Source organism: Thioclava sp. ISO4 (assembly GCF_058105145.1).
The window spans coordinates 966093-987299 of record NZ_CM176571.1; the positions used below are offsets into that span (position 1 = coordinate 966093).

Here is a 21207-nt window from a genome sequence, read left to right on the forward strand (position 1 = left end):
TCGCTTTATCAACTGCTGTTCCGCGCAAGTTTCTTTACATTAATCTTGACGATTTACGAAACCGCTAAGTAACAATTTTCCGCTTTCTAGGTCAGATATTATGACCTACCATGTCTCCATGCCCAGTTAGCAAGGGGAGGTGCTTAATGGGAAGGCAAGAAATATCCCTAGCGGATCGGTTCGACCTTACGAAATCTCCGGTTTTGCTGAACGGGACGCAGGCTTTGGTGCGTCTCGTTCTGGCTCAGGCCGCGCGCGACAAGGCGGCGGGACTGCATACGGCCGGCTATGTCACAGGCTATCGCGGTTCGCCGCTCGGCGCTGTCGATTTGCAGATGGCGCGCGCCAAGACCGTGTTGGAAGAGAGCGATGTCCGCTTCGAGCCGGGCCTGAACGAAGACCTCGCGGCGACCGCGCTGTGGGGCTCGCAGCAGGCGGAATTGCGCGGCGAAGGCAAGTATGACGGCGTTTTCGGCCTCTGGTACGGCAAAGGCCCGGGCGTCGATCGCTCCGGCGATGTGATGCGCCACGCCAATATGGCGGGCACGTCGAAATACGGCGGCGTCCTGATGGCGATGGGCGACGACCACACCGGCGAATCCTCGACCGTGCTGCACCAGTCCGACTGGGCGATGGTCGATGCCTACATGCCGGTTCTGTCGCCCGCGGGCGTTCAGGAAATCCTCGATTTCGGGCTCTACGGCTATGCGCTGAGCCGCTTCGCCGGGGTCTGGGTCGGGCTGAAAACGATGAAGGATACGGTCGAGGCGACGGCAGTCGTCGACGGCGATCCCTTCCGTCAACAATTCGTGATCCCCGACTTCAAGATGCCCGAAGGCGGGCTGAACATCCGTCTTGGCGACACGCCGGTCGCGCAAGAAGCGCGGATGATCGACTTCAAACGCTACGCGGCCGAGGCATTCGCCCGTGCCAACCGCATCGACAACCGCGTCTGGGGCAAGCCCGGGGCGAAGATCGGTCTGGTGGCGGCAGGCAAGAACTGGCTCGACCTGACCCATGCGCTCTCGCTTCTGGGGATCGACGAGGCCGAGGCCGAACGGCTCGGCATCACCACCTACAAGATCGGCCAGACCTTCCCGCTCGACATGACCTCGTTCCATGAATGGGCCGAGGGGCTGGAGCTGATCATCGTCGTTGAGGAAAAGCGCAAGCTGATCGAGGTGCAGGTCAAGGAGGCGATCTTCGACGACCGTCGCGGTCGCCGCGTCTATGGCTGGCACAAGGGCGATACCTGGGAGAATGGCCGTCAGGTGGAGCTGTTCCCCACGCGCTACGCGCTCGACCCGGTGATGATCGCGCGCAAGCTCGGCGACATCTTCATCGAAGAGGGCCGCGGCACGGATGCGATCAAGGCGGGTATCGAGAAGATCGAAGCCGCCCAACGCGCCGATAACGCGCCGGAGATCGCGACCCGCACGCCGTGGTATTGCTCGGGCTGTCCGCATAACAGCTCGACCAAGGTGCCCGAGGGCGAGCGCGCCTATGCCGGGATCGGCTGCCACTACATGGTGCAGTGGATGGGCCGGAACACCGAAGGCTTCACCCATATGGGCGGCGAGGGTGTGAACTGGGTCGGCGAGGCCCCGTTCTCCACGCGGGAGCATATGTTCCAGAACCTTGGCGACGGAACCTACAACCACTCGGGCGCGCAGGCGATCCGGGCGGCTTTGGCGGCCGGCACCAACATCACCTACAAGATCCTGTTCAACGATGCGGTCGCGATGACCGGCGGGCAGGAGAACGAAGGCGGGCTGACCTCGCAGCAGATCGCGTCGGAGATCGTGGCGATGGGCGTGAAGCCGGTCGTGGTGGTCTATGACGAGAAGGAAGAACTGGACCTGTCCACCTTCCCCGCCGGCGTCGAGAAGGTCGAACGGGCCGAGCTGATGGCCGTGCAGAAGCGTCTGGCGAAGACGAAAGGCGTCTCGGCGCTGATCTATGTCCAGACCTGCGCTGCCGAGAAGCGCCGCCGCCGCAAGCGCGGCAAGTTCCCCGACCCGGACAAGCGCGTCTTCATCAACACGGATGTCTGCGAAGGCTGCGGCGATTGTGGGGTGCAGTCGAACTGCGTCTCCATCGTGCCGGAAGAAACCGAACTCGGCACCAAGCGCGCGATCGACCAGTCGTCCTGCAACAAGGACTTCCGCTGCCTCGACGGGTTCTGCCCGAGCTTTGTGACGCTGCACGGCGCGAAGGTGAAGAAGGCCGAGGCGCAGGCGCTCGACCTGCCGGACCTGCCCGAACCTACGCTGCCCGCGATCGACGGTACCCATAACGTGGTGATCACCGGGGTCGGCGGCACGGGGGTCGTGACCATCGGCGCTGTGCTCGCCATGGCCGCCCATATCGACGGCAAGGGCGCTGGCATGATGGAGATGGCCGGGCTCGCCCAGAAGGGCGGGGCGGTGCATATCCACCTGCGCATCGCGAACAAGCCCGAGGATATCTCGGCGATTCGCGTCGCCGTGGGCGAGGCCGATTGCGTGATCGGCGGCGATCTGGTGGTCTCCGCCGGCGCCAAGACACTGGGGCTGATGACGACGGGCCGCACCGGCGCCGTCATCAACAGCCACGAGATCGTCACCGGCGAGTTCACCCGCAACCGCGACTTCCGCCTGCCGGGCGAACAGCTTCGGTTGAGCCTCGAGGCGCGGCTGAAGGATCGCGTGGCCTTTGCCGATACCTCGGAACTGGCGCGGCAGATGCTGGGCGACTCGATCTACTCGAACATGGTCGTGCTGGGGGCTGCGTGGCAGCAAGGCTACGTGCCGCTGACCCTCGAGGCGATCTTCCGGGCGATCGAGCTGAACGGTGCCAAACCCGCCGAGAACAAGCGCGCCTTCGATCTGGGGCGCTGGGCTATGGCCTATCCGGAGGAGGCCGCGAAGGCGATGGCGGCGGAGGTCGTGAAGGCCCCGGTCGATCCGATCGAGTTCCGGGCCAACCATCTCGTCGACTACCAGAACAAGCGGCTCGCCAAGCGTTTCCGCAAGCTGGTGGACGAGGCGCCGTCGGAGCTGCGTGACGCGGTCGCGAAGGGCTATCACAAGCTTCTGGCCTATAAGGACGAATACGAGGTCGCGCGGCTGCATCTGTCCACGGCAGAGAAGGCGCGGGCCGAGTTCGAGGGCGATTTCGAGATGCACTTCCATCTCGCCCCGCCGATCCTGTCCAAGGAAGGCTCGGACGGTCGCCCGAAGAAGCGTGAATTCGGCCCCGGCATGGAGCGCAACTTCCGTCTTCTGGCGAAACTGAAAGGGCTGCGCGGTACGCCGTTCGATCCCTTCGGCTATGCCGCCGAGCGCAAGATGGAGCGCGCGCTCATCAAGCAATACGAGGCCGACATGGCCGAAGTGCTGCCCAAGGTCACGCCGGAGACGATGGAGATCGCGCGCGAACTGGCCGAACTGCCGCTGACCATCCGGGGCTTCGGCCCGGTCAAGGCACAGGCCGAGCAAATGGCGGCGAAGCGGCGCGAGGAATTGCTCGCCGCTTTCCGCGCAGGCGGTACTCCGCAGAAAATGGCTGCCGAGTGAGGGCTGTCATCTGAGTGTCGTACCTTCGTGACATGGCGCTGGCAGAGTGAAGCCAGCCCATGTTGCGGAGGTTCGAGATGACCGCCACCCCGATGGCCCCACGGATGCCTGTCCGCCATGCCACACAAGAAATCTCATATGCTTGGTCCGCGCGCTCGAAAGGCGCGCGGGTGCTGATCCGCGCGATGGAGAACGCGACCGGGCGGATCGGGTTGATCAAACGCGCCCGCGGCTACGAGCATGACATCGCGCAAGGCGCGGATTTCTGGCAGGTGATGGCCGAACGCTACGGGCTGCAGATCGATGTGACCCGCGGGGCGCTGGCCAATATCCCGCAGACCGGGCCGTTGGTGCTGATCGCGAACCATCCTTACGGCATTCTCGACGGGCTGATCATGGGCCTGCTGCTGTCGCGCATCCGCGGCGACTTCCGCATCCTCGCGCATAACGTCTTCAAGCGCGCCGAAGAGATCGACCGGATCATCCTGCCGGTGGATTTTTCCGAGACGAAAGAGGCCATGAAGGCCAATCTGCGCACCCGTTCGGACGCCCTGCGCTACCTCGGCGACGGCGGCGCGATCGGGGTGTTCCCCGGCGGCACGGTCTCGACCGCCGCCAAGCCTTTCGGTGCGCCGATGGATCCGGGCTGGCGCAATTTCACGGCCAAGATGATCGCGAAATCCGAGGCGACCGTGGTGCCGGTCTACTTCGCGGGTCATAACAGCCGCCTGTTCCAGCTCGCGAGCCATCTGCATTACAGCCTGCGCATGGGGCTGATGATCCGCGAGTTCAAACGCCACGCCAATCGGCCGGTGCGACTCTGCGTCGGTGAGCTGATCCCGCAGGCCGATCTCGCACCGCTACGTGAGAGCCCGAAACAGATGATGGATTTCCTGCGCCGTGCGACGTATGACTTGTCGCCGACTCCCTTGAAGTCTTACGGCTATGGCTTCGAGTTCGAGGCGAAATATAGAAACTGACCGGCGCCTGTTGCGGCCCGGACGGGCGAGGGGCGCGAGCATGGCAGTAGGCGTTTTCGATTCAGGTCTGGGCGGGCTGACGGTCTATGACGCCTGCGCCAAGCGGCTGCCGGATATGGCCTTTTGCTATTATGGCGATAACGCCCATGCGCCTTACGGGGTGCGCGATGCCGATGACATCTTCAACCTGACCTGCGCGGGCGTCGAGCGTCTGTGGGAGGAAGGCTGCGATCTGGTGATCCTCGCCTGTAACACGGCCTCTGCCGCCGCGCTGAAGCGGATGCAGGAAACCTGGATCCCCGAGGGCAAGCGCGTGCTGGGCGTCTTCGTGCCGATGATCGAGGCGCTGACCGAACGCAAATGGGGGGACAACTCCCCGCCGCGCGAAGTGGCGGTGAAACATGTGGCGCTGTTCGCGACCCCCGCGACGGTGGCGAGCCGCGCGTTCCAGCGCGAACTGGCCTTCCGCGCGATCGGCGTCGATGTCGAGGCGCAGCCCTGCGGCGGCGTGGTCGATGCGATCGAGACCGGCGACGAGATCCTCGCCGAAGCGCTGGTGAAATCCCATGTGGAAGCGCTCAAGCGTCGGATGCCGAAGCCCGAGGCCGCGATCTTGGGGTGCACCCATTACCCGCTGATGCAGAAGACCTTCCAAGAAGCGCTGGGCGACACGGTCGATGTCTACAGCCAGGCCAATCTGGTGGCCGAAAGCCTCGCGGATTATCTCGAGCGTCGTCCCGAATTCAGAGGCGCGGGTACGGAATCGAAATTCCTGACCACCGGCGATCCGGCCTCGGTGTCGAGCCACGCGACGCAGTTTCTGCGCTATTCGATCCGGTTCGAGGCTGCCTGATCTACGGCCGCCTCAGCCGAACCGGTTGGGCCCGCGCGTGCCGCGCTTGAGCATGAAGATTAGCATAGCAATCGCGTAAGCAAGCCCGACACAACCGAAGATGATCCAGATCGCAAGGGATCCGCTTTGTCCAATTGGTGTTCCCTGCGGAACGGTAACGGCTATGGCAAGGATGGTGGCGAGAAGCGTCCCGATAATTCCGCCGCCGTACCACCAGCCCGAACGGTTCGTATCATGTAGCCGTCGCACCGTCACTGAGATCGAGGGCAGGAAGGTCGCGATGGAAATCACCGCGCTGATTGCCGCCCCGTCCTGGCCCATCGAGGCTTCCGCAATACCGCCCGCGAACCCTGCCAGCATGACGAACAGCACAAACCACCAGTATTCCGACCGGCTCGCCCGGCCCTTGAAGGTCGCGTATTTGCGGAAGCAAACCTTGATCGCCTCGCCGAAACCGCGCGAAGGCGCTCCGGCATACATCCCGTCCGCTCCGATCCCGCGTTGCGTGCGCTCGCGTTTGATCGAGGCATCGGCATAGGCGCGGGGATCGGCGGAGGAGAGCTTGCCCTCCTGCTGATGGCGCTGCGCGATGCGAGCCGCGTAATTCGTCGCGCCGCTATGCGGGTCGGCGCCCGTGGCCGAGGTTTCCGGCGGGCGTCGGAAGAAGTGATCGCCCGCAGGCTCCCACCCCTCCATGCCGTCCTGCCAGACCATCGTCTCGGCTTTGATGCGCCCGGCCCGGACCATGTCCATCATATGTTCTGCGGGAAACGGGCCGACGGGATTCTTGCCATCGGCGTAATACCACTGCTCTGCCATCGCCCTGCCTCGTTCACTCTCGCCTTGCCCCGCTTCACACGGAGTTTATTTGAGTGTGAGCTTAGGGTAAGGGAGAGCCGAGCGACAAGCGCGGAGGTTGATATGACGAAGAAAATCGCGATTCTGGGCGCATCGGGCTACACCGGCGCCGAACTCGTCCGGCTGATCGCCACCCATCCGAATATGGACATCGTGGCCCTCTCGGGCGAGCGAAAAGCCGGTATGGCGATGGGCGACGTGTTCCCGCATCTGCGCCATCTGGGCCTGCCCGATCTGGTGAAGATCGAAGAGATCGACTTCTCGAATGTCGATCTGGCCTTCTGCGCGCTGCCGCATGCGACCTCGCAGGCGGTCATCAAGGAGCTGCCGCGCGATCTGAAGATCGTGGACCTCTCGGCCGATTTTCGGCTGCGCGATCCGGCGGATTACGAGAAGTGGTATGGCAAGCCCCATGCTGCGGTCGAGCTGCAGAAAGAGGCGGTCTACGGGCTGACCGAGTTCTACCGCGATGCGATTCGCGACGCGCGGCTGGTTGCGGGCACGGGCTGTAACGCCGCCGCGGGCCAATTCGCGATCCGCCCGCTGATCGAGGCCGAGGTAATCGACCTCGACGATATCATCCTCGATCTGAAGAACGGTGTGTCGGGCGCGGGCCGTTCGCTGAAGGAAAACCTGCTCCATGCGGAGCTGTCGGGCGGTGTCGCCCCCTATTCGCAAGGCGGCAAGCATCGTCATCTTGGCGAATTCGATCAGGAATTCAGTGCCTTGGCGGGCCGCCCCGTGATGGTGCAATTCACCCCGCATCTGGCGCCCTTCAACCGCGGCATCCTCGCCTCGGCCTATGTGAAAGGCGAGCCCGAGGCCGTCTACAAGGCGCTGGCCGACCGCTATGCGGAAGAAACCTTCATCGAAATGCTACCTTTCGGCGCAGTTCCGTCCACCAGGTCTGTAACTGGCTCCAATTATGCCCATATTGGTGTATCAGGAGATAGGATCCCCGGGCGCGCGCTCGTGGTCGTGGCTATCGACAACCTCTGCAAGGGGTCGTCGGGACAAGCGATCCAGAACGCGAACCTCATGCTCGGGCTGGAGGAAAGCGAAGGGCTGATGCTCGCCCCCGTCTTCCCTTGATCCGCGTCAATGGCACGGCCAGCGCGGTAAGGTAGACGAAGCGGCATCTCAGGAGGCGAAGAGATGAAGAGTCTGAAGAAGAAACGTCGTATCCAGGTGCTCAGCGTAGCGGCGCTGGCCTTGGTGATCGCGACCGTCACGATCGGCTATTCGATGCGCGGCGGCATCAACTTCTTCCGTGCGCCTTCGCAGCTTGCCACCGAACCGCCGCAGCCCGGCGAGGTGTTCCGCCTCGGCGGGCTGGTCGAGAAAGGCTCGCTCAAGCGCGGTCAGGGCGAGGTCATCGAATTCAAGGTCACCGATGGCGGCGCGACCGTCCCGGTGAAATTCGCGGGCGTCCTGCCGGACCTCTTCAAAGAGGGACAGGGCATGATCGGCACGGGCAAGATGGAAGGCGACACGTTCGTGGCCTCCGAAATTCTTGCCAAGCATGACGAGAATTACATGCCCAAGGAAGTCGCGGACGCGCTGAAGGAACAGGGCGTCTACGAGGGCCCGTCCTCCTGATCGCAACCCCGGCGAACGCTCTCTTCTAGCCCTCTTAATCGCACGGCCCGAGCCTGCCTGACGTTGTCATCAACGGAGGCAGGCCATGAAATCGGTCACCCAGATCGCGGCGGAGATCGTCGCGCGCGAAGGCGGTTATGTCGATGATCCGGACGATCCGGGCGGTGCGACCAAGCACGGCGTCACGCTCGGAACCCTGCGCCGGTTGGGGCGCGATCTCACCGGCGATGGCCGAGTGAACGAGATGGATGTCCGCGCGCTCGACCCGGGCCAAGCCGCCGAGATTTTCATCGAGCATTACTACGAGAGCCCGCGCATCGACCGGCTGCCGGTCTCGGTGCAGGCCTCGGTCTTCGACATGTATGTGAATGCGGGCGGCAATGCGGTCGTCATCCTGCAGCGTCTGCTGGGCGACATGGGCCAGCACGTCGTGGTGGACGGTATCATCGGCCCGCAGACCATCGCCGCCGCCGAACTCGCCGATGCGGCCGCGCCCGGCTATTTCGCCGATGCCTACGGGATCGCGCGGCGCAACTATTACTACCGGATCGCCGATGCGCGCCCCGCCAGCCGCAAATATGCGACGACGCGGGCGGGCAGGAAGGGCGGCTGGATCCGCCGCGCCGAGGAGTTCATTTCGCCGCGCTTTCACCTCACCGAGGGCGAGCATCGCAAGCGGGTGGCGAAATGGGCATGATCGAGAAACTGTTCGGCGGTGCGGGCGCGGTGAAGGCGGCAGGCGAGGCCGCCAGTTCGGTGGCGGAGGTCTTCGTGCCCAATGCCACGAAGAAGCTCGAGGCCGCGCAGGCCGCCTATCTCGCAGCGCTTCAGGAACACGGGGCGGAGTTCGAATATATCCGACCGGGCCGCTTCGACCGTGTCGTGAATGGCCTAAACCGCCTGCCGCGCCCGGTGCTCGCCTTCGGGATCGTGGGGCTTTTCGTCTATGCGATGCTCGACCCGGTCGGCTTCGCGCAGCGGATGGTTGGGCTGAGTTACGTGCCCGAGCCGCTTTGGTGGCTTCTGGGCGCGGTGGTCAGTTTCTATTTCGGCGCGCGCGAGGCGCATTACTTCCGGATGAAGAAGGTGTCGGCAGTGCCTCCCGCAGCGCTCGCCACCACTTCGTCAGAGGAAAACGCCGCGCTCTCGGCTTGGCGGGCGGGCGAGAAACCGGCCGGTTAGGGGGGGGCGCTGCCCCCGCTCCCTGCGGGATCTCCCCCGGGATATTTGAGGCAGTTGGAAGAGGGCAGGTCTTTGCTTCCAATTGCCGGAAATATCCCGGGGTGAATTCGCGAAGGCGAAGAGGGGCGGAGCCCCTGATGCGCCTCAGTCGCGGGTGCCTGCGAAGCGTTCCTGCCACTCTTCGCGCTCGTCATCCGTGATCTTGCGGAAGAGCACCTCGGGCGTGGTGAAAGCATGGCCCGCGGGCAGCGCCTCGAGCGCCGTTTTCACATCGCCCGGCCAGCCGCGATCCGCGTCGCCCATCGCCTCGAGCATGATTTTCGCCGCATCGGGAATGAAGGGCGCGGAGAGCACCGCGTAGATCGGGATCAGGTTCAGCGCGAGCCGTGCGATGGCCGCTGCCTGATCGGGATCGGTCTTGAACACCGACCACGGTGCCGACGCCTGCAGGTATTCGTTGCCCGCGACCCAGATCCCGCGCAGCTCCATCGCCGCCTTGCGGATATCCTTCTCTTCCATATGCGTCTCGTAGGCGCGGATGCGGGTGGTCAGATCCTCGATCAGCGCCGCTTCCTGCTCGCCCCAGCTGCCGCCTTCCGGGATCGCCTCGCCGAATTTCGAGCGGGTGAACTTGGTGATCCGGCTGACGAAGTTGCCCAGCACATCGGCGAGGTCCTTGTTCGCCGAGACCTGGAAGTTCTCCCAGGTGAATTCGGCATCCGCGCTTTCGGGCGCGTGGGACAACAGCCACCAGCGCCAGTAATCGGCGGGCAGAAGCTCCAGCGCCTGATCCATGAAGACGCCACGGCCGCGCGAGGTCGAGAACTGGCCGCCATCGTAGTTCAGGTAGTTGAACGACTTGATGTAATCCACGAGCTTCCACGGCTCGCCCGAACCGAGGATGGTCGCGGGGAAGCTCAGCGTGTGGAAGGGTACGTTATCCTTGCCCATGAACTGGGTGTAGGTGACGTCGTCGGCGCCCCTGTCGGTGCGCCACCAGCGCTCCCAGTCGCCGCCCGTCTTCTCGGTCCATTCCTCGGTCGCGGCGATATATTCGATCGGCGCGTCGAACCAGACATAGAAGACCTTGCCTTCCATGCCCGACCACGGCGCACCCTCGAATTGCGCGGGCACGCCCCAGCTGAGATCGCGGGTGATGCCGCGGTCCTGCAGCCCGTCGCCGTCATGGAGCCATTTCTTCGCGATCGATGTGGTCAGCACCGGCCAGTCGGACTTGCTGTCGATCCACGCATCCAACTGGTCCTTCATCGCCGACTGGCGCAGGAACAGGTGCTTGGTCTCGCGCATCTCCAGATCGGTCGAACCCGAGATCGTCGAATGCGGGTTGATCAGGTCGACCGGGTCGAGCTGTTTGGTGCAGTTGTCGCATTGATCGCCGCGCGCGCTCTCGAAGCCGCAATTGGGGCAGGTGCCCTCGATATAGCGGTCGGGAAGGAAGCGCCCGTCGGCCTTGGAATACATCTGGGTTTCCGAGACTTCGCGGATCAGCCCGGCCTCGGCCAGCTTCACCGCGAAATGCTGCGTCAGGCGATGGTTCTGCGGGCTGGACGAGCGCCCGAAATGATCGAAGCTGAGGCGGAAGCCTTCCGCGATCTTGGCCTGCACATCGTGCATCTCGGCGCAATATTCGGCGACCGGCTTGCCCGCTTTCGCGGCGGCCAGTTCGGCGGGGGTGCCGTGCTCGTCGGTGGCGCAGATGAACATCACCTCGTTGCCCCGCGCGCGCTGGTAGCGGGCGAAGAGATCAGCCGGCAGCTGCGAGCCCACGAGATTGCCGAGGTGCTTGATGCCGTTGATATAGGGAATGGCCGAGGTGATGAGATGGCGCGCCATGTAGGACCCTCTTGCTGTGGAGCGTTTGAGCGCGGGTTTACTAGGGAATCATGGGAAGGGCTAGGGGGGAGCGCCGAGACGCACCGCTTGCGGCTTCAGGGCCAGTCGAGCGTGTGGATCTTGCCGGTTGCGCCCTCGGTTTCGCGCCATGTCTCGGTGCTGGCTTGAGTGTAGGCGACGAGGGCAGAGAGGGTTCTGCGTGCCGAAGGCTTGCTTTTGCGCAGGTGGCGTCGATAGTCGGGGCGAGACGGAGTGAGCGTAGGGGGCAAGCGGTGCTGATACATGCCGGAGACGATCGGAGCGTTTCGATCGACCTCGCGCTGGCGATCTGGCTGGCGCTGGTCGCGGGCGCGGTGAATGCGGCCGGGTTCCGGGCGCTCGGCTATTTCTCGGCCAACATGACGGGGAATGTCTCGACCGCGACCGACCTGCTCGCGCTGGGGCGGTTCGGCTCGGCGATCTGGTTCCTGCTGCTGCTTCTGGCCTTCGTCTTCGGGGCCTTTGCGTCTGGGGTGCTGATCGATGTCGGGCAGCGCCGGAGGTTGCACGGGATCTACGCGCTGTCGATCCTGCTGGAGGCCGCGTTGCTGATCGTGCTGACGATCCTCGATATGGTCTGGGCTGCGGCGATGAGCGAGCATCTGATGATGATCGGGCTCAGCTTCCTGATGGGGCTGCAGAACGCGGCGAGTACGAAGATCTCGGACGGGCGGGTGCGCACGAGCCATGTGTCCGGCATCGCGACCGATCTGGGGCTGGAGCTCGCGGCGCTTTTGCCGGGCGCGCGCGATGCGGAGACCAGACAGGTGCTGCGCTCGCGGCTCCTGCTGCATGTCGCGACGCTGTGTTCCTTCTTCGCGGGCGGTATCGCAGGCGTGCTGGGATATGAGCGCATCGGCCCGATGGTCTTCGCGCTGGCGGCGGCGCTGCTGATCGTCATCGCAGTGCCGGAACTGCGCAAGGTCTATCGCGGGGGGCGGTGAGGCTTCGATAGAGAGGCGTCGGGGCGCGCATGAAAAAGGGCGCCCGCGAGGCGCCCTTTTCCGTAACAGTCATGCAGCTCAGGCTCAGAAGCCGAGGCCGGCATATTTGTTCTTGAACTTCGACACGCGACCACCGGTGTCCATGAGGCGCGACGAACCACCGTTCCACGCCGGGTGCGAGGTCGGGTCGATGTCGAGGGTGAGGGTGTCGCCCTCGGAGCCCCAGGTCGAGCGGGTCTGATACTCGGTCCCGTCGGTCATCTTGACGGTGATCGTGTGGTAGTCGGGATGGGTTTCGGCTTTCATCGTCCCGCTCCTTATTTCGCAGCTTTGGGCTTGTAGTGGGTGTCTTCGGCGATACGAGCCGACTTACCGCGACGTGCGCGCAGGTAGTACAGCTTGGCGCGACGCACGCGGCCACGGCGGACGACTTCGATCGAGTCGATGTTGGTCGAATAGAGCGGGAACACACGCTCCACGCCTTCGCCGAAGGAGATCTTGCGCACGGTGAACGAAGCCGCCAGCGTGTCGCCGCCCTTGCGCGAGATGCAGACGCCTTCATAGGCCTGCACGCGCGAACGGGTGCCTTCGGTCACTTTGTAGCCGACGCGAATGGTGTCACCGGCTTTGAAATCCGGGATGGTCTTGTTGAGCTCGGCGATCTGTTCCGCCTCGAGCTGTGCGATCAGGTTCATCGCAACGTCCTTTCACATGCTCACGGTTTGTCCCGTGAAGGTTTCGCCGCCTCAGAGCTCCGCGTCTTCATCGGGTCCGGTCGCCTTTTCAGGGTCGCGCCCGCGGGAGATTTCAGGTCGTCTTTCGCTTTTTGCGCCCTTCGCCGGTGCCGTGACGCGGACCGAAGAAGGCTCCGCCGGGCAACAGCAAAAGGGTCCGAGGGCCGATTCCGGTCCGGACCCGCGCGTATTACGGGGAAATGACCAATGTGGCAAGGGGGAAGTGGGGGTGGCGAGGTTCGCTATGCGGACGAGGCGAACATCTGGTATCATTTGAGAACCTGAGGTTCGACGGACCGAGGCGCCTGCGAAAATCTGATTGGAAAGCAAACAGAAGCCGGGAGGAACATACAGTGCAATCAAAAGGACTTATCTTGCTTGTATGCGTGCTACCAATCGCAGCGGTCGGTTGTACGCCATCCCTGAACTCCGGCCCTGTGATAATAGGCTCGACAGCCACCGGTGATCTAATGACGCCAGAGGCGGCGGAGTTGAAATGTCAGGAAATCGGGAAAAAATCTACGCTTCGGATTACACAAAGCCGGACCGATAATGTCTGTATTTAGGTCTAGATTCCAAGTGTTGAGCCAAGGGGCGCGAGGCTTCTAGGTGCACCTTGGCCTTCAACGGGCCCTCACTCTCCACGCTTCTCCCACAGATCCGGCCGCCGGTCCTGCGTGAGTTTTTCGCTCATCTCGCGGCGCCAGTCTTCGATCTTCTTGTGGTTGCCCGAGGTCAGCACCTCGGGGATCGAGCGGCCTTCCCATTCGGCGGGGCGGGTGTATTGGGGATGCTCCAGCAGCCCGCTGGAATGGCTTTCCTCGACCGCGCTCTCCGCATTGCCCAGCACGCCCGGAAGAAGCCGCACGGTGGCGTCGATCAGCACTTGGGCGGCCACCTCGCCACCCGTCAGGACGAAATCGCCGATCGAGACTTCCTCGACGCCGAAATGTTCCAGCACACGCTCGTCCACGCCTTCGAACCGCCCGCAGAGAAGCGTCATGCCATCGGCCTCGGCAAAGCGGCGCGCCATCTCCTGCGTCAAGGGCTTGCCGCGCGGCGAGAGATAGACGACCGGCCAGCGCGCACGGTCATCCGGCGTGCCGTGGGCGGCCTGCTTGAGCGCCTCGCCCACCACATCGGCGCGCAGCACCATCCCCGCGCCGCCGCCGGCGGGGGTGTCGTCCACATTGCGGTGCTTGCCGATGCCGAACGGGCGCAGGTCGACCGTCTCCAGCGCCCAAAGGCCCAGATCGCGGGCGCGGCCCAGAAGGCTCAGGCCCAGCGTGCCGGGGAAGGCTTCGGGGAAGAGCGTGACGATCTTTGCGGTCCACGCGCCCTTCAGCCGCGGCGGCTCGTCCATCAGTGAGCTGGGCTTGCGCGTCGGCGAGATCGTCAGGCGGCCATGCGACTTGGTCGCGAGCTTGGGTTTGTCGTCACTCATCGGATTTCGCCTCTGCCTCTTCGCGCCATGCGGCTCGCAATATGGCGCGCTTTTTCTCTTTTGTGGCCTCGCGTGGCAACCCTTCCGCGTTGATTGCGGCGAGTTGGTCGGCCAGCGCCGCCCGGTCCACCCTCCGCGGGCGTGCATTGGCCGTGATCCCGAGGCCCAGAGACGCGCGCGCCTCGGGGGGGACGCCCATCAGATCGAGGAGCGGTGTCAGCGGGCCGTGGGGATTGTCGCGGGCTTCGTCGAGCATCACCCATGTCACTGGGGCGGGGTCCACAGTGCTCACGATCTCGCGCAGAACAGGGGCGAGGTCGAAGCCCGACAGCCGGGTGCGGAAGCTGTCGAGCGTGTCCGTCAACATGCCGCTGCGCACATGCTGCCAATGCAGGCTCTCGATCCACGCGGTCTTTTCGCGGGTGGTCAGGAAGAGCTGCAACTCCAGCGCGTCTTCGTATTTCGCGCGGAAGACCTCGGCCAGCGCGCCCATCAGGGCGGGCGTTGCGGAATAGTCCAGCACGCCATCGCGGCCCGGCATATGGCCTGCGAGCCCTTCGATCGAGATCACGGCCTGGGTTGTGTCTTCGGGAAGGGCATCGGCCCAATTGGCGAGTGCGGCTTGGTAAAGCCCCAGCTCCATCGGATCGCGGGTCAGCGAATAGGCGCGGGCGGCGGCGGCTGCGTCGGGAATATCCTCGCGCAGCGCGATCACCCAATCTGGCAAATGGGCGCTGGCTTCGCGCAGTCCGGTCTGGATCGTGGAGGTTCCGGTCTTGTGAAAGCCCGGATGGACGATCACGCGCATCCGATTACAGATCCTCGGGCGGGTCGGCGACGATACGCTGCGCGGCGAGGTCCACGGTCGGCACGATGGCCTTGGTGAAGGGCAGCAGCAGCGCCTGTTTGCGCCCGGGCGCGTAGATTTCGAGAATGTCGCCCGCGCCATGATTATGGACCGCGCGCACGGTGCCGATCTTGGCGCCGCCGGTATCGACCACCGTCAGCCCGATCAGGTCGGCATGGTAGAATTCGTCGTCAGGAAGCGAGGGCAGCTTGTCGCGGTCGGCCCAGAGGGTCACGCCACGCAGCGCATCGGCCTCTTCCTTCGTGGCCACGCCCGACAGTCGCGCGCCAAGCCCGTTTTTCAGGCCCCGCGTCAGCGTCACGTCGAACTGGCGCGCGCCGTCTTCGGTATAAAGCGGGGCGTAGCCCACGATATCCTCGGGTTCGGCGCAGAAACTCTTGAGGCGCACTTCGCCCTGCACGCCGAAAGCTCCGGCAATGGCACCCACGCAGACGCGTTCGGGTTGGGTCATGATGCGGTCCTCTGTGCTAGATCGGATGGGGCAGGGGCCGGGCGCATATCGCGCCCGGCCCGCCAGCCATCCATAGCTGCCGATTATTCTTCGGCGGGTGCTTCTTCAGCGGCGTTCGCCTCGGCGGCCTTGGCGGCACGCTGCTCGGCGCGCTCCTGGGCTTTCTTGCCCGGAACGGCTTTCTTCATGTTGGCGCGGGTCGGCTTGCTGCGCTCGCCAGCGGCTTCGAGGAAGCGCGCGATGCGGTCGGTCGGCTGCGCGCCTTGGTCGAGCCAGTACTTCACGCGCTCGATGTTCATTTTCACGCGGTCTTCGCTGTCTTTCGGCAGCAGCGGGTTGTAGGTGCCCAGCTTCTCGAGGAAGCGACCGTCACGCGGCATGCGCGAGTCGGTTGCGACGATCGAATAGAACGGACGCTTCTTGGAACCCCCACGAGCGAGGCGGATTTTCATAGCCATGTCAGTTGTCTCCTTTGGATGGCTGGTGATGGGCCGGATGGCCCGTCATTTCTGGAATTTCTCGTGATGCCGGATCACTTCCGAAATCACGAAATTGAGGAACTTCTTCGCGAATTCCGGGTCGAGCCCGGAATCGCTCGCCAGCTTTTCGAGCCGGGCGATCTGCTTGGCCTCCCGATCGGGATCGGAGGGCGGAAGGTCGTGCTCTGCCTTCAGCTTGCCGACGGCCTGCGTCTGGGCGAAGCGTTCGGCCAGCGTGTAGATCATCACCGCATCGAGCCGGTCGATGCTGTCGCGATGCTCCTTGAGAAGCTCGGCGGCACGGGTGGTTGCATCGCTCATGCGGCGGCCTCCTTCGGTGCGGGGTGACGCCAGACCACGATCGGCGGCTCCCCGGGATAGGCGGCCTGCGGGTCGGGGCGCGCGCCCAGACGCTCGGCCAGCGCGGTCGAACGGGTGTTGTTCGGGTCGATGTAGCTGACGGCGGTGGACCAGTTCAGGTCGCGGAACGCATGTGCGATCACCGCGCGCGCAGCCTCGGCCACGTAGCCCTTGCCCTCGGCCTCGGCGCTCCAGACCGACCAGGCGATCTCGGCCTCGGGCCAGCTTTCGGGCATCCAGGGGCCGAGCGCGCCGAAGCCCTGATCCGAGCCGCGCTCGGTCATCACGAACATGCCCCAGCCGCGCAGAACCCAATGGCCGGTGATTGCAGCAAAACTGCGCCAGGCGTCCTCCGGGGTCGGGTCCTTCACCGGGCGGAACCAGTGGCTGCGCTCGGACATGTAGAAATCGCGCCATGCCGCCCAATCCGCGGCCTTCGGGGCGCGGAGCACGAGACGCTCGGTCTCGAGAACAGGGGTGGGGGAGAGCGCGACGGTCACCTCGATCACTTCTTCTTGCCGAAGCCCGACAGGCCCGGCGGCAGCGCGCCGCCCAGACCACCCAGGCCACCCGGGGGCAGCTTGCCGCCCATCGCCTTCGCCGCGGCCTCGACCTCGGCGGGGTCCATGTTGGCCAGGTCCGGCGTGCCGCCCTTGCCGCCCATCATCTTCATCGCCTGTTTCATCATGCCGCCCTTGCCCATCTTGGCCATCTTCTTCATCGAGTCGGACATCTGGCGATGCATCTTCAGCAGCTTGTTGAGGTCGGAGACCTCCAGACCCGCGCCCGCCGCGATGCGCTTCTTGCGGCTCGCCTGAAGGATCTGCGGGTTGGCGCGCTCTTTCTTGGTCATCGAGTTGATGAGCGCGATCTGGTGGGTGATTGTCTTGTCGTTCAGGCCCGCATCTTCGGCCTGCTTGGCGTATTTCGACATGCCCGGCATCATCCCCATGACGCCCTGCATCCCGCCCATCTTGATCATCTGATCGAGCTGGTTCTTCATGTCGTTCATGTTGAACAGGCCCTTCTGGAAGCGCTTGGCCATGCGCTCCGCCTGTTCCTGTTCCAGCGTCTCCTGCGCGCGCTCCACGAGGGCGACGATATCGCCCATGCCGAGGATGCGGCCCGCGATACGCTCGGCCTCGAAGGTTTCGAGCGCGTCCATCTTCTCGCCCAGACCGACGAAGCGGATCGGCTTGCCGGTAACCGCGCGCATCGAGAGCGCCGCACCGCCGCGACCGTCGCCGTCCATCCGGGTCAGCACGACGCCCGAGACGCCGACCTTCTCGTCGAACTCGGTCGCGACGTTCACCGCGTCCTGACCGGTCAGGCCATCGACGACGAGGAGCGTCTCACGCGGGTTCGCGACATCGCGCACCGCCTGAACCTCGTCCATCAGCACTTCGTCGATATGCAGACGGCCCGCGGTGTCGAGCATGTAGACGTCATAGCCGCCGAGCGTCGCCTGCTGCTTCGCGCGCTTGGCGATCTGCACGGCGCTCTCGCCCTTCACGATCGGCAGCGTGTCGACACCGATCTGGGTGCCGAGGATCTGCAGCTGCTCCATTGCCGCCGGGCGGTTGGTGTCGAGCGAGGCCATCAGCACGCGCTTGCCTTCGCGGTCCTTGAGACGCTTGGCGAGCTTGGCGGTGGTGGTGGTCTTACCCGAACCCTGCAGACCGACCATCAGGATCGGCGCGGGCGGGTTGTCGATCTTCAGCGCATCGGCGGCCTCTTCGCCCGCGAGCATCTTGATCAGCTCGTCATGGACGATCTTCACGACCTGCTGGCCCGGCGTGACCGATTTGGTGACAGCGGCACCAGTGGCCTTGCCCTCGACCGATTTGATGAACTGGCGGGCGACCGGCAGCGAAACGTCGGCTTCGAGAAGCGCGACGCGTACTTCGCGCATGGCCGTTTTCACGTCATCGGCGGAAAGCGCACCTTGTTTGGTCAGCCGGTCGAAGACGCCACCTAGGCGCTCTGATAGACTTTCGAACATGGGTCACCCTCCTGTGATTGGGGCCGGGACAAACGACAAGCGCACCAGTGGGCGCAACGCGCTGACTGGTGGCGATCCCGACCTCATGCCGGGACCGGAGGGATTCGTCCTCCGGGGAAATCTCGCGTGAACTATGACAAAGGCCCCGCCGAGTCAACCGCGACAGGGGCTTTGCGCCCGCCTGCCTCGCCAGTTGGCAAAGTGAAATCGCCGCCCGTTTTTCGGCGGCGGGGTGCTGCGGGAGTGGTAATGTCGCGCCATGCTGTTTGACCTGCCCGATCACGATACGCTTTATCAGGCGCTTCTCGCCCGCGATGCCCGGTTCGACGGGCAGGCCTATGTCTGTGTCGCGACGACCGGCATCTTCTGTCGGCTGACCTGTCCTGCGCGCAAGCCACGCCCGGAGAATTGCAGTTTTCACGACACCGTCGGGGCGTGTATCGCCGCCGGGTTCCGGCCTTGTAAACGCTGCCACCCCCTTGGTCCCGCCGCGCAAGCCGATCCTGCCATCGGCACGCTTCTGGCGGCGCTCGAGGCCGATCCGGGGCGACGCTGGCGCGAGGAAGACATCGCGCGGATGGGGTTCGACCTGTCCACGGTGCGCCGCAGCTTCAAGCGGCAGTTCGGAATGACATTCCTGGAAATGGCGCGGCAGCGGCGGTTGCGCGAGGGGTTCGGCAGTCTGGCCGAGGGGCAAAAGGTGATCTCCGCGCAGCATGAGGCGCGCTTCGACTCCGCCAGCGCCTTCCGGCGCGCCTTCGCGGGCTTGCTGGGCTGTCCGCCAGCCGCGTTGCGGCAGGGGGGCGTGCTGCGCGCCGACTGGATCGCGACACCGCTGGGCGACATGATCGCGGTGGCGAGCGAGCGGCACCTGCACCTGCTGGAATTCGTTGAGCGGAAGGGGCTGCCCGCAGAGCTTGCGCGGCTGCGCGAGGATGCGAAAGGGGACCTGGGTCTCGGACGCTTCGCGCCGACCGATCAGATCGAGACGGAGCTCGCCGCCTATTTCGCCGGGCGCTCGGCGCGGTTCGATACGCCGCTGGCGCAGGCGGGAAGCGCGTTCTCGCAGGCGGTCTGGGCCGAGTTGCAGCGCATCCCCGCCGGGCAGACCCGCAGCTATGGGCAGATCGCGGCGGCGATCGGGCGGCCTTCGGCTGTGCGGGCGGTGGCGCGGGCCAATGGTGCGAACCAGACCGCGCTCGTCGTGCCCTGCCACCGGGTGATCGGCGCCGATGGTTCGCTGACGGGATATGGCGGCGGGCTTTGGCGCAAGCAGCGCCTGATCGAGATCGAGCAGGCCTATCGGCGCGCCGATCATCCCGGTTGAGACAGAAAAGGCCCCGCGGTGTTATCCACGGGGCCAGTCGGGGGAGGTAGGGAACGTCTTTGCAGGCTTGAGCGGATCAGGCCGCGAGGTGAATGATTTGCTCTTCGGCCTTGGCGATCGCGGCGGCCTCGTCGAGGTTCACGCCCTCGGCTGCCACCACGGTCACGTCGGTGATGCCGATGAAGCCCAGAACCTGCTTGATGTAGGGCGTCGCGAAATCGAAGGCGGAGCCCTGCGGCACGCCGCCCGAGGAATAGGCGATGATGACGCGCTTCGGACCGGCGAGGCCTTCAGGGCCTGCCTCGGTGTAGCGGAAGGTCTCGCCCACGCGGCACACCATGTCGATCCAGTGCTTGAGCGGGCCGGTGACGCCGAAGTTGTAAACGCCGCAACCGATGACGATCGTGTCGGCGGCTTTCACTTCCGCGATCAGCTCGTCGGACAGGGCGAGCAGCTCTTTCTGCTCGTCGCTGCGCTGGTCGGCGGGGGTGTAGGCTGCGCCGATCCATGCTCCGTCGATGGTGGGAATGGTGGTCGCATCGCGGGTGGTGACGTCGCCGCCGAGCCGCTCGACGATCTTGTCGGTGAGGCGTTTGGAGATCGACGCGTCGCCTTTGATGGAGCTGTCGATACGAAGGGTCTTAGTCATGGGGAGGACTCCGTAAAACGTGTTCGATGTGGGGTCGTGAATTTCGGTCTGACCCTTACTTGTCTCTTGCAATCCAGAACGCAACGGGCATGATCGAGCAGATTATGTTCACGGATGCACAGCATGAGCTTTGACAGTTGGGATGAAATCCGCACCGCTTTCCACGTGGCGCGCATCGGCACCGTCTCGGGGGCGGCAGAGGTTTTGGGCGTTCACCACGCGACGGTGATCCGCCATGTCGATGCCTTGGAGGACAAGCTGGGCACCAAGCTGTTCCAGCGCCATCCGCGGGGCTACACGCCGACCGAAGCGGGGCAGCAATTGCTCTCCGTGGGGCAGGCGACCGAGGACCAGTTCAGCCAGCTCGCCGCCCGGATCGCAGGCGCGGGCGACGAAGTCACGGGCGAATTGATCGTGACCTCGCTGACCGCGGTTTCGGTGCTTGTCCTGCCCGCGATGGAAAAGCTGTTGGGCGAATATTCCGGGCTGCGTCTGCGCTATCTCACCGATCAGCGCGTGTTCCGGCTGGAATATGGCGAGGCGCATGTCGCGATCCGCGCCGGCAACCGCCCGACCGAGCCCGACAACGTGGTGCAGTCGCTGGGCCGGATGCAGAACGCGCTCTATGCGAGCCACGCCTATGTCGAGCGCTTCGGAATTCCGCGCTCCAAGGAAGAGCTCGCCAAACATCGCTTCGTCTCGAACGACAACCGCGACAGCCGCGCTCCGTTCTATCGCTGGCTGCGTGACAACGTGCCGGACGAGCAGGTCGTGTTCCGCGCGAACGAGCATGAGAGCCAGGTCGATGCGATCAAGGCGGGGCTTGGTTTGGGCTTCCTGACCGTGCCGATGGGTCGCGCCGATCCGACGCTCGAAGAGGTGGTGAAGCCCTACGAGACCTGGGACACCAACCTGTGGCTGGTGACCCATGTCGATCTGCACCGCACGCCGAAGGTTCAGGCCGCCGTGAAGGCGATCAAGGAACAGGCGGCACGCTCGGACGGTCTGATCCTGAGCTGACTCAAGA

22 protein-coding genes are annotated in these 21207 nt (G+C 64.6%); 10 read left to right on the top strand and 12 right to left on the bottom strand.

What is annotated here, in order from left to right:
* Positions 1-146: 146 nt before the first annotated feature.
* From AC2TZ7_RS04905 to murI, 3 genes are all read left to right on the top strand, one after another.
* A complete protein-coding gene (locus tag AC2TZ7_RS04905) occupies positions 147-3557 on the top strand; it encodes an indolepyruvate ferredoxin oxidoreductase family protein (protein WP_489866091.1) in 3411 nt (1136 codons plus the stop codon).
* A 77-nt stretch (positions 3558-3634) separates the two neighbouring features.
* Positions 3635-4537 (top strand): lysophospholipid acyltransferase family protein, encoded by a 903-nt coding sequence (locus tag AC2TZ7_RS04910; protein WP_489866092.1) that lies wholly within the window; start codon positions 3635-3637, stop codon positions 4535-4537.
* A gap of 40 nt (positions 4538-4577) precedes the next feature.
* Positions 4578-5390 carry a glutamate racemase gene (gene murI, locus AC2TZ7_RS04915; RefSeq protein WP_098409819.1) on the top strand — a complete coding sequence of 271 codons (813 nt, stop codon included), beginning with the start codon at positions 4578-4580 and terminating at the stop codon, positions 5388-5390.
* 12 nt (positions 5391-5402) lie between these two features.
* On the opposite strand, the gene AC2TZ7_RS04920 is transcribed toward murI, so the two are convergent.
* Positions 5403-6209 (bottom strand): DUF805 domain-containing protein, encoded by an 807-nt coding sequence (locus tag AC2TZ7_RS04920; protein ID WP_489866093.1) that lies wholly within the window; start codon positions 6207-6209, stop codon positions 5403-5405.
* A gap of 102 nt (positions 6210-6311) precedes the next feature.
* On the opposite strand from AC2TZ7_RS04920, the gene argC reads away from it, so the two are divergent.
* From argC to AC2TZ7_RS04940, 4 genes are all read left to right on the top strand, one after another.
* On the top strand, positions 6312-7340 hold the full coding sequence (argC, locus tag AC2TZ7_RS04925) for an N-acetyl-gamma-glutamyl-phosphate reductase (RefSeq protein ID WP_489866094.1): 1029 nt from the start codon (positions 6312-6314) through the stop codon (positions 7338-7340).
* 63 nt (positions 7341-7403) lie between these two features.
* Entirely contained in the window at positions 7404-7847 is a 444-nt protein-coding gene (gene ccmE / locus AC2TZ7_RS04930; protein ID WP_098409822.1) for a cytochrome c maturation protein CcmE, read from the top strand.
* Positions 7848-7932: 85 nt separating this feature from the next.
* Complete coding sequence (locus AC2TZ7_RS04935) at positions 7933-8544, top strand: holin-associated N-acetylmuramidase (RefSeq protein WP_489866095.1); 612 nt, start codon at positions 7933-7935, stop codon at positions 8542-8544.
* Positions 8541-9029: a holin family protein gene (locus tag AC2TZ7_RS04940; protein WP_489866096.1), complete on the top strand. Its 489-nt coding sequence runs from the start codon at positions 8541-8543 to the stop codon at positions 9027-9029. The genes AC2TZ7_RS04935 and AC2TZ7_RS04940 overlap by 4 nt, the downstream gene beginning before the upstream one ends.
* Before the next feature lie 144 nt (positions 9030-9173).
* On the opposite strand, the gene metG is transcribed toward AC2TZ7_RS04940, so the two are convergent.
* A complete protein-coding gene (gene metG, locus AC2TZ7_RS04945) occupies positions 9174-10883 on the bottom strand; it encodes a methionine--tRNA ligase (RefSeq protein ID WP_489866097.1) in 1710 nt (569 codons plus the stop codon).
* 272 nt (positions 10884-11155) lie between these two features.
* On the opposite strand from metG, the gene AC2TZ7_RS04950 reads away from it, so the two are divergent.
* Positions 11156-11866 (top strand): YoaK family protein, encoded by a 711-nt coding sequence (locus AC2TZ7_RS04950; protein ID WP_489866098.1) that lies wholly within the window; start codon positions 11156-11158, stop codon positions 11864-11866.
* Positions 11867-11950: 84 nt separating this feature from the next.
* Here the strand turns inward: AC2TZ7_RS04950 and rpmE are convergent, their stop codons facing one another.
* The 9 genes from rpmE to ffh all read right to left on the bottom strand — a co-directional run bounded on the left by rpmE (position 11951) and on the right by ffh (position 18204).
* Positions 11951-12172, bottom strand: a complete 222-nt coding sequence (rpmE, locus tag AC2TZ7_RS04955; RefSeq protein WP_078522037.1) for a 50S ribosomal protein L31 — start codon at positions 12170-12172, stop codon at positions 11951-11953.
* A gap of 11 nt (positions 12173-12183) precedes the next feature.
* Positions 12184-12561: a 50S ribosomal protein L19 gene (gene rplS / locus AC2TZ7_RS04960; protein ID WP_075775806.1), complete on the bottom strand. Its 378-nt coding sequence runs from the start codon at positions 12559-12561 to the stop codon at positions 12184-12186.
* A gap of 673 nt (positions 12562-13234) precedes the next feature.
* Positions 13235-14044 carry a tRNA (guanosine(37)-N1)-methyltransferase TrmD gene (trmD, locus tag AC2TZ7_RS04965; RefSeq protein ID WP_489866099.1) on the bottom strand — a complete coding sequence of 270 codons (810 nt, stop codon included), beginning with the start codon at positions 14042-14044 and terminating at the stop codon, positions 13235-13237.
* Entirely contained in the window at positions 14037-14852 is an 816-nt protein-coding gene (locus AC2TZ7_RS04970) for a hypothetical protein (protein ID WP_489866100.1), read from the bottom strand. The genes trmD and AC2TZ7_RS04970 overlap by 8 nt, the downstream gene beginning before the upstream one ends.
* Before the next feature lie 4 nt (positions 14853-14856).
* Complete coding sequence (rimM, locus tag AC2TZ7_RS04975; RefSeq protein ID WP_098409829.1) at positions 14857-15363, bottom strand: ribosome maturation factor RimM; 507 nt, start codon at positions 15361-15363, stop codon at positions 14857-14859.
* Between the two features lie 83 nt (positions 15364-15446).
* Positions 15447-15821, bottom strand: a complete 375-nt coding sequence (rpsP, locus tag AC2TZ7_RS04980) for a 30S ribosomal protein S16 (RefSeq protein WP_078540310.1) — start codon at positions 15819-15821, stop codon at positions 15447-15449.
* 45 nt (positions 15822-15866) lie between these two features.
* Complete coding sequence (locus AC2TZ7_RS04985; RefSeq protein ID WP_078522032.1) at positions 15867-16163, bottom strand: chorismate mutase; 297 nt, start codon at positions 16161-16163, stop codon at positions 15867-15869.
* Entirely contained in the window at positions 16160-16711 is a 552-nt protein-coding gene (locus tag AC2TZ7_RS04990) for a GNAT family N-acetyltransferase (RefSeq protein WP_489866101.1), read from the bottom strand. Before AC2TZ7_RS04990 ends, AC2TZ7_RS04985 begins: the two co-directional genes overlap by 4 nt.
* The gene (gene ffh / locus AC2TZ7_RS04995) at positions 16708-18204 is read right to left on the bottom strand and encodes a signal recognition particle protein (protein ID WP_489866102.1); all 1497 of its coding nucleotides are present in this window, start codon (positions 18202-18204) and stop codon (positions 16708-16710) included. The genes AC2TZ7_RS04990 and ffh overlap by 4 nt, the downstream gene beginning before the upstream one ends.
* A gap of 259 nt (positions 18205-18463) precedes the next feature.
* Between ffh and AC2TZ7_RS05000 the strand changes: the two genes are divergently transcribed.
* Positions 18464-19531 (top strand): bifunctional transcriptional activator/DNA repair enzyme AdaA, encoded by a 1068-nt coding sequence (locus tag AC2TZ7_RS05000; RefSeq protein ID WP_489866103.1) that lies wholly within the window; start codon positions 18464-18466, stop codon positions 19529-19531.
* 76 nt (positions 19532-19607) lie between these two features.
* On the opposite strand, the gene AC2TZ7_RS05005 is transcribed toward AC2TZ7_RS05000, so the two are convergent.
* Positions 19608-20180 (bottom strand): FMN-dependent NADH-azoreductase, encoded by a 573-nt coding sequence (locus tag AC2TZ7_RS05005; protein ID WP_489866104.1) that lies wholly within the window; start codon positions 20178-20180, stop codon positions 19608-19610.
* A gap of 123 nt (positions 20181-20303) precedes the next feature.
* On the opposite strand from AC2TZ7_RS05005, the gene AC2TZ7_RS05010 reads away from it, so the two are divergent.
* Positions 20304-21200 carry a LysR family transcriptional regulator gene (locus AC2TZ7_RS05010; protein WP_078522028.1) on the top strand — a complete coding sequence of 299 codons (897 nt, stop codon included), beginning with the start codon at positions 20304-20306 and terminating at the stop codon, positions 21198-21200.
* The last annotated feature ends 7 nt before the right edge of the window (positions 21201-21207 follow it).

Coding starts and splice junctions, on each gene's coding strand:
- AC2TZ7_RS04905 (WP_489866091.1), top strand. CDS start 147: ATGGGAAGGCAAGAAATATCCCTAGCGGATCGGTTCGACCTTACGAAA.
- AC2TZ7_RS04910 (WP_489866092.1), top strand. CDS start 3,635: ATGACCGCCACCCCGATGGCCCCACGGATGCCTGTCCGCCATGCCACA.
- murI (WP_098409819.1), top strand. CDS start 4,578: ATGGCAGTAGGCGTTTTCGATTCAGGTCTGGGCGGGCTGACGGTCTAT.
- AC2TZ7_RS04920 (WP_489866093.1), bottom strand. CDS start 6,209: ATGGCAGAGCAGTGGTATTACGCCGATGGCAAGAATCCCGTCGGCCCG.
- argC (WP_489866094.1), top strand. CDS start 6,312: ATGACGAAGAAAATCGCGATTCTGGGCGCATCGGGCTACACCGGCGCC.
- ccmE (WP_098409822.1), top strand. CDS start 7,404: ATGAAGAGTCTGAAGAAGAAACGTCGTATCCAGGTGCTCAGCGTAGCG.
- AC2TZ7_RS04935 (WP_489866095.1), top strand. CDS start 7,933: ATGAAATCGGTCACCCAGATCGCGGCGGAGATCGTCGCGCGCGAAGGC.
- AC2TZ7_RS04940 (WP_489866096.1), top strand. CDS start 8,541: ATGATCGAGAAACTGTTCGGCGGTGCGGGCGCGGTGAAGGCGGCAGGC.
- metG (WP_489866097.1), bottom strand. CDS start 10,883: ATGGCGCGCCATCTCATCACCTCGGCCATTCCCTATATCAACGGCATC.
- rpmE (WP_078522037.1), bottom strand. CDS start 12,172: ATGAAAGCCGAAACCCATCCCGACTACCACACGATCACCGTCAAGATG.
- rplS (WP_075775806.1), bottom strand. CDS start 12,561: ATGAACCTGATCGCACAGCTCGAGGCGGAACAGATCGCCGAGCTCAAC.
- trmD (WP_489866099.1), bottom strand. CDS start 14,044: ATGAGTGACGACAAACCCAAGCTCGCGACCAAGTCGCATGGCCGCCTG.
- AC2TZ7_RS04970 (WP_489866100.1), bottom strand. CDS start 14,852: ATGCGCGTGATCGTCCATCCGGGCTTTCACAAGACCGGAACCTCCACG.
- rimM (WP_098409829.1), bottom strand. CDS start 15,363: ATGACCCAACCCGAACGCGTCTGCGTGGGTGCCATTGCCGGAGCTTTC.
- rpsP (WP_078540310.1), bottom strand. CDS start 15,821: ATGGCTATGAAAATCCGCCTCGCTCGTGGGGGTTCCAAGAAGCGTCCG.
- AC2TZ7_RS04985 (WP_078522032.1), bottom strand. CDS start 16,163: ATGAGCGATGCAACCACCCGTGCCGCCGAGCTTCTCAAGGAGCATCGC.
- ffh (WP_489866102.1), bottom strand. CDS start 18,204: ATGTTCGAAAGTCTATCAGAGCGCCTAGGTGGCGTCTTCGACCGGCTG.
- AC2TZ7_RS05000 (WP_489866103.1), top strand. CDS start 18,464: ATGCTGTTTGACCTGCCCGATCACGATACGCTTTATCAGGCGCTTCTC.
- AC2TZ7_RS05005 (WP_489866104.1), bottom strand. CDS start 20,180: ATGACTAAGACCCTTCGTATCGACAGCTCCATCAAAGGCGACGCGTCG.
- AC2TZ7_RS05010 (WP_078522028.1), top strand. CDS start 20,304: ATGAGCTTTGACAGTTGGGATGAAATCCGCACCGCTTTCCACGTGGCG.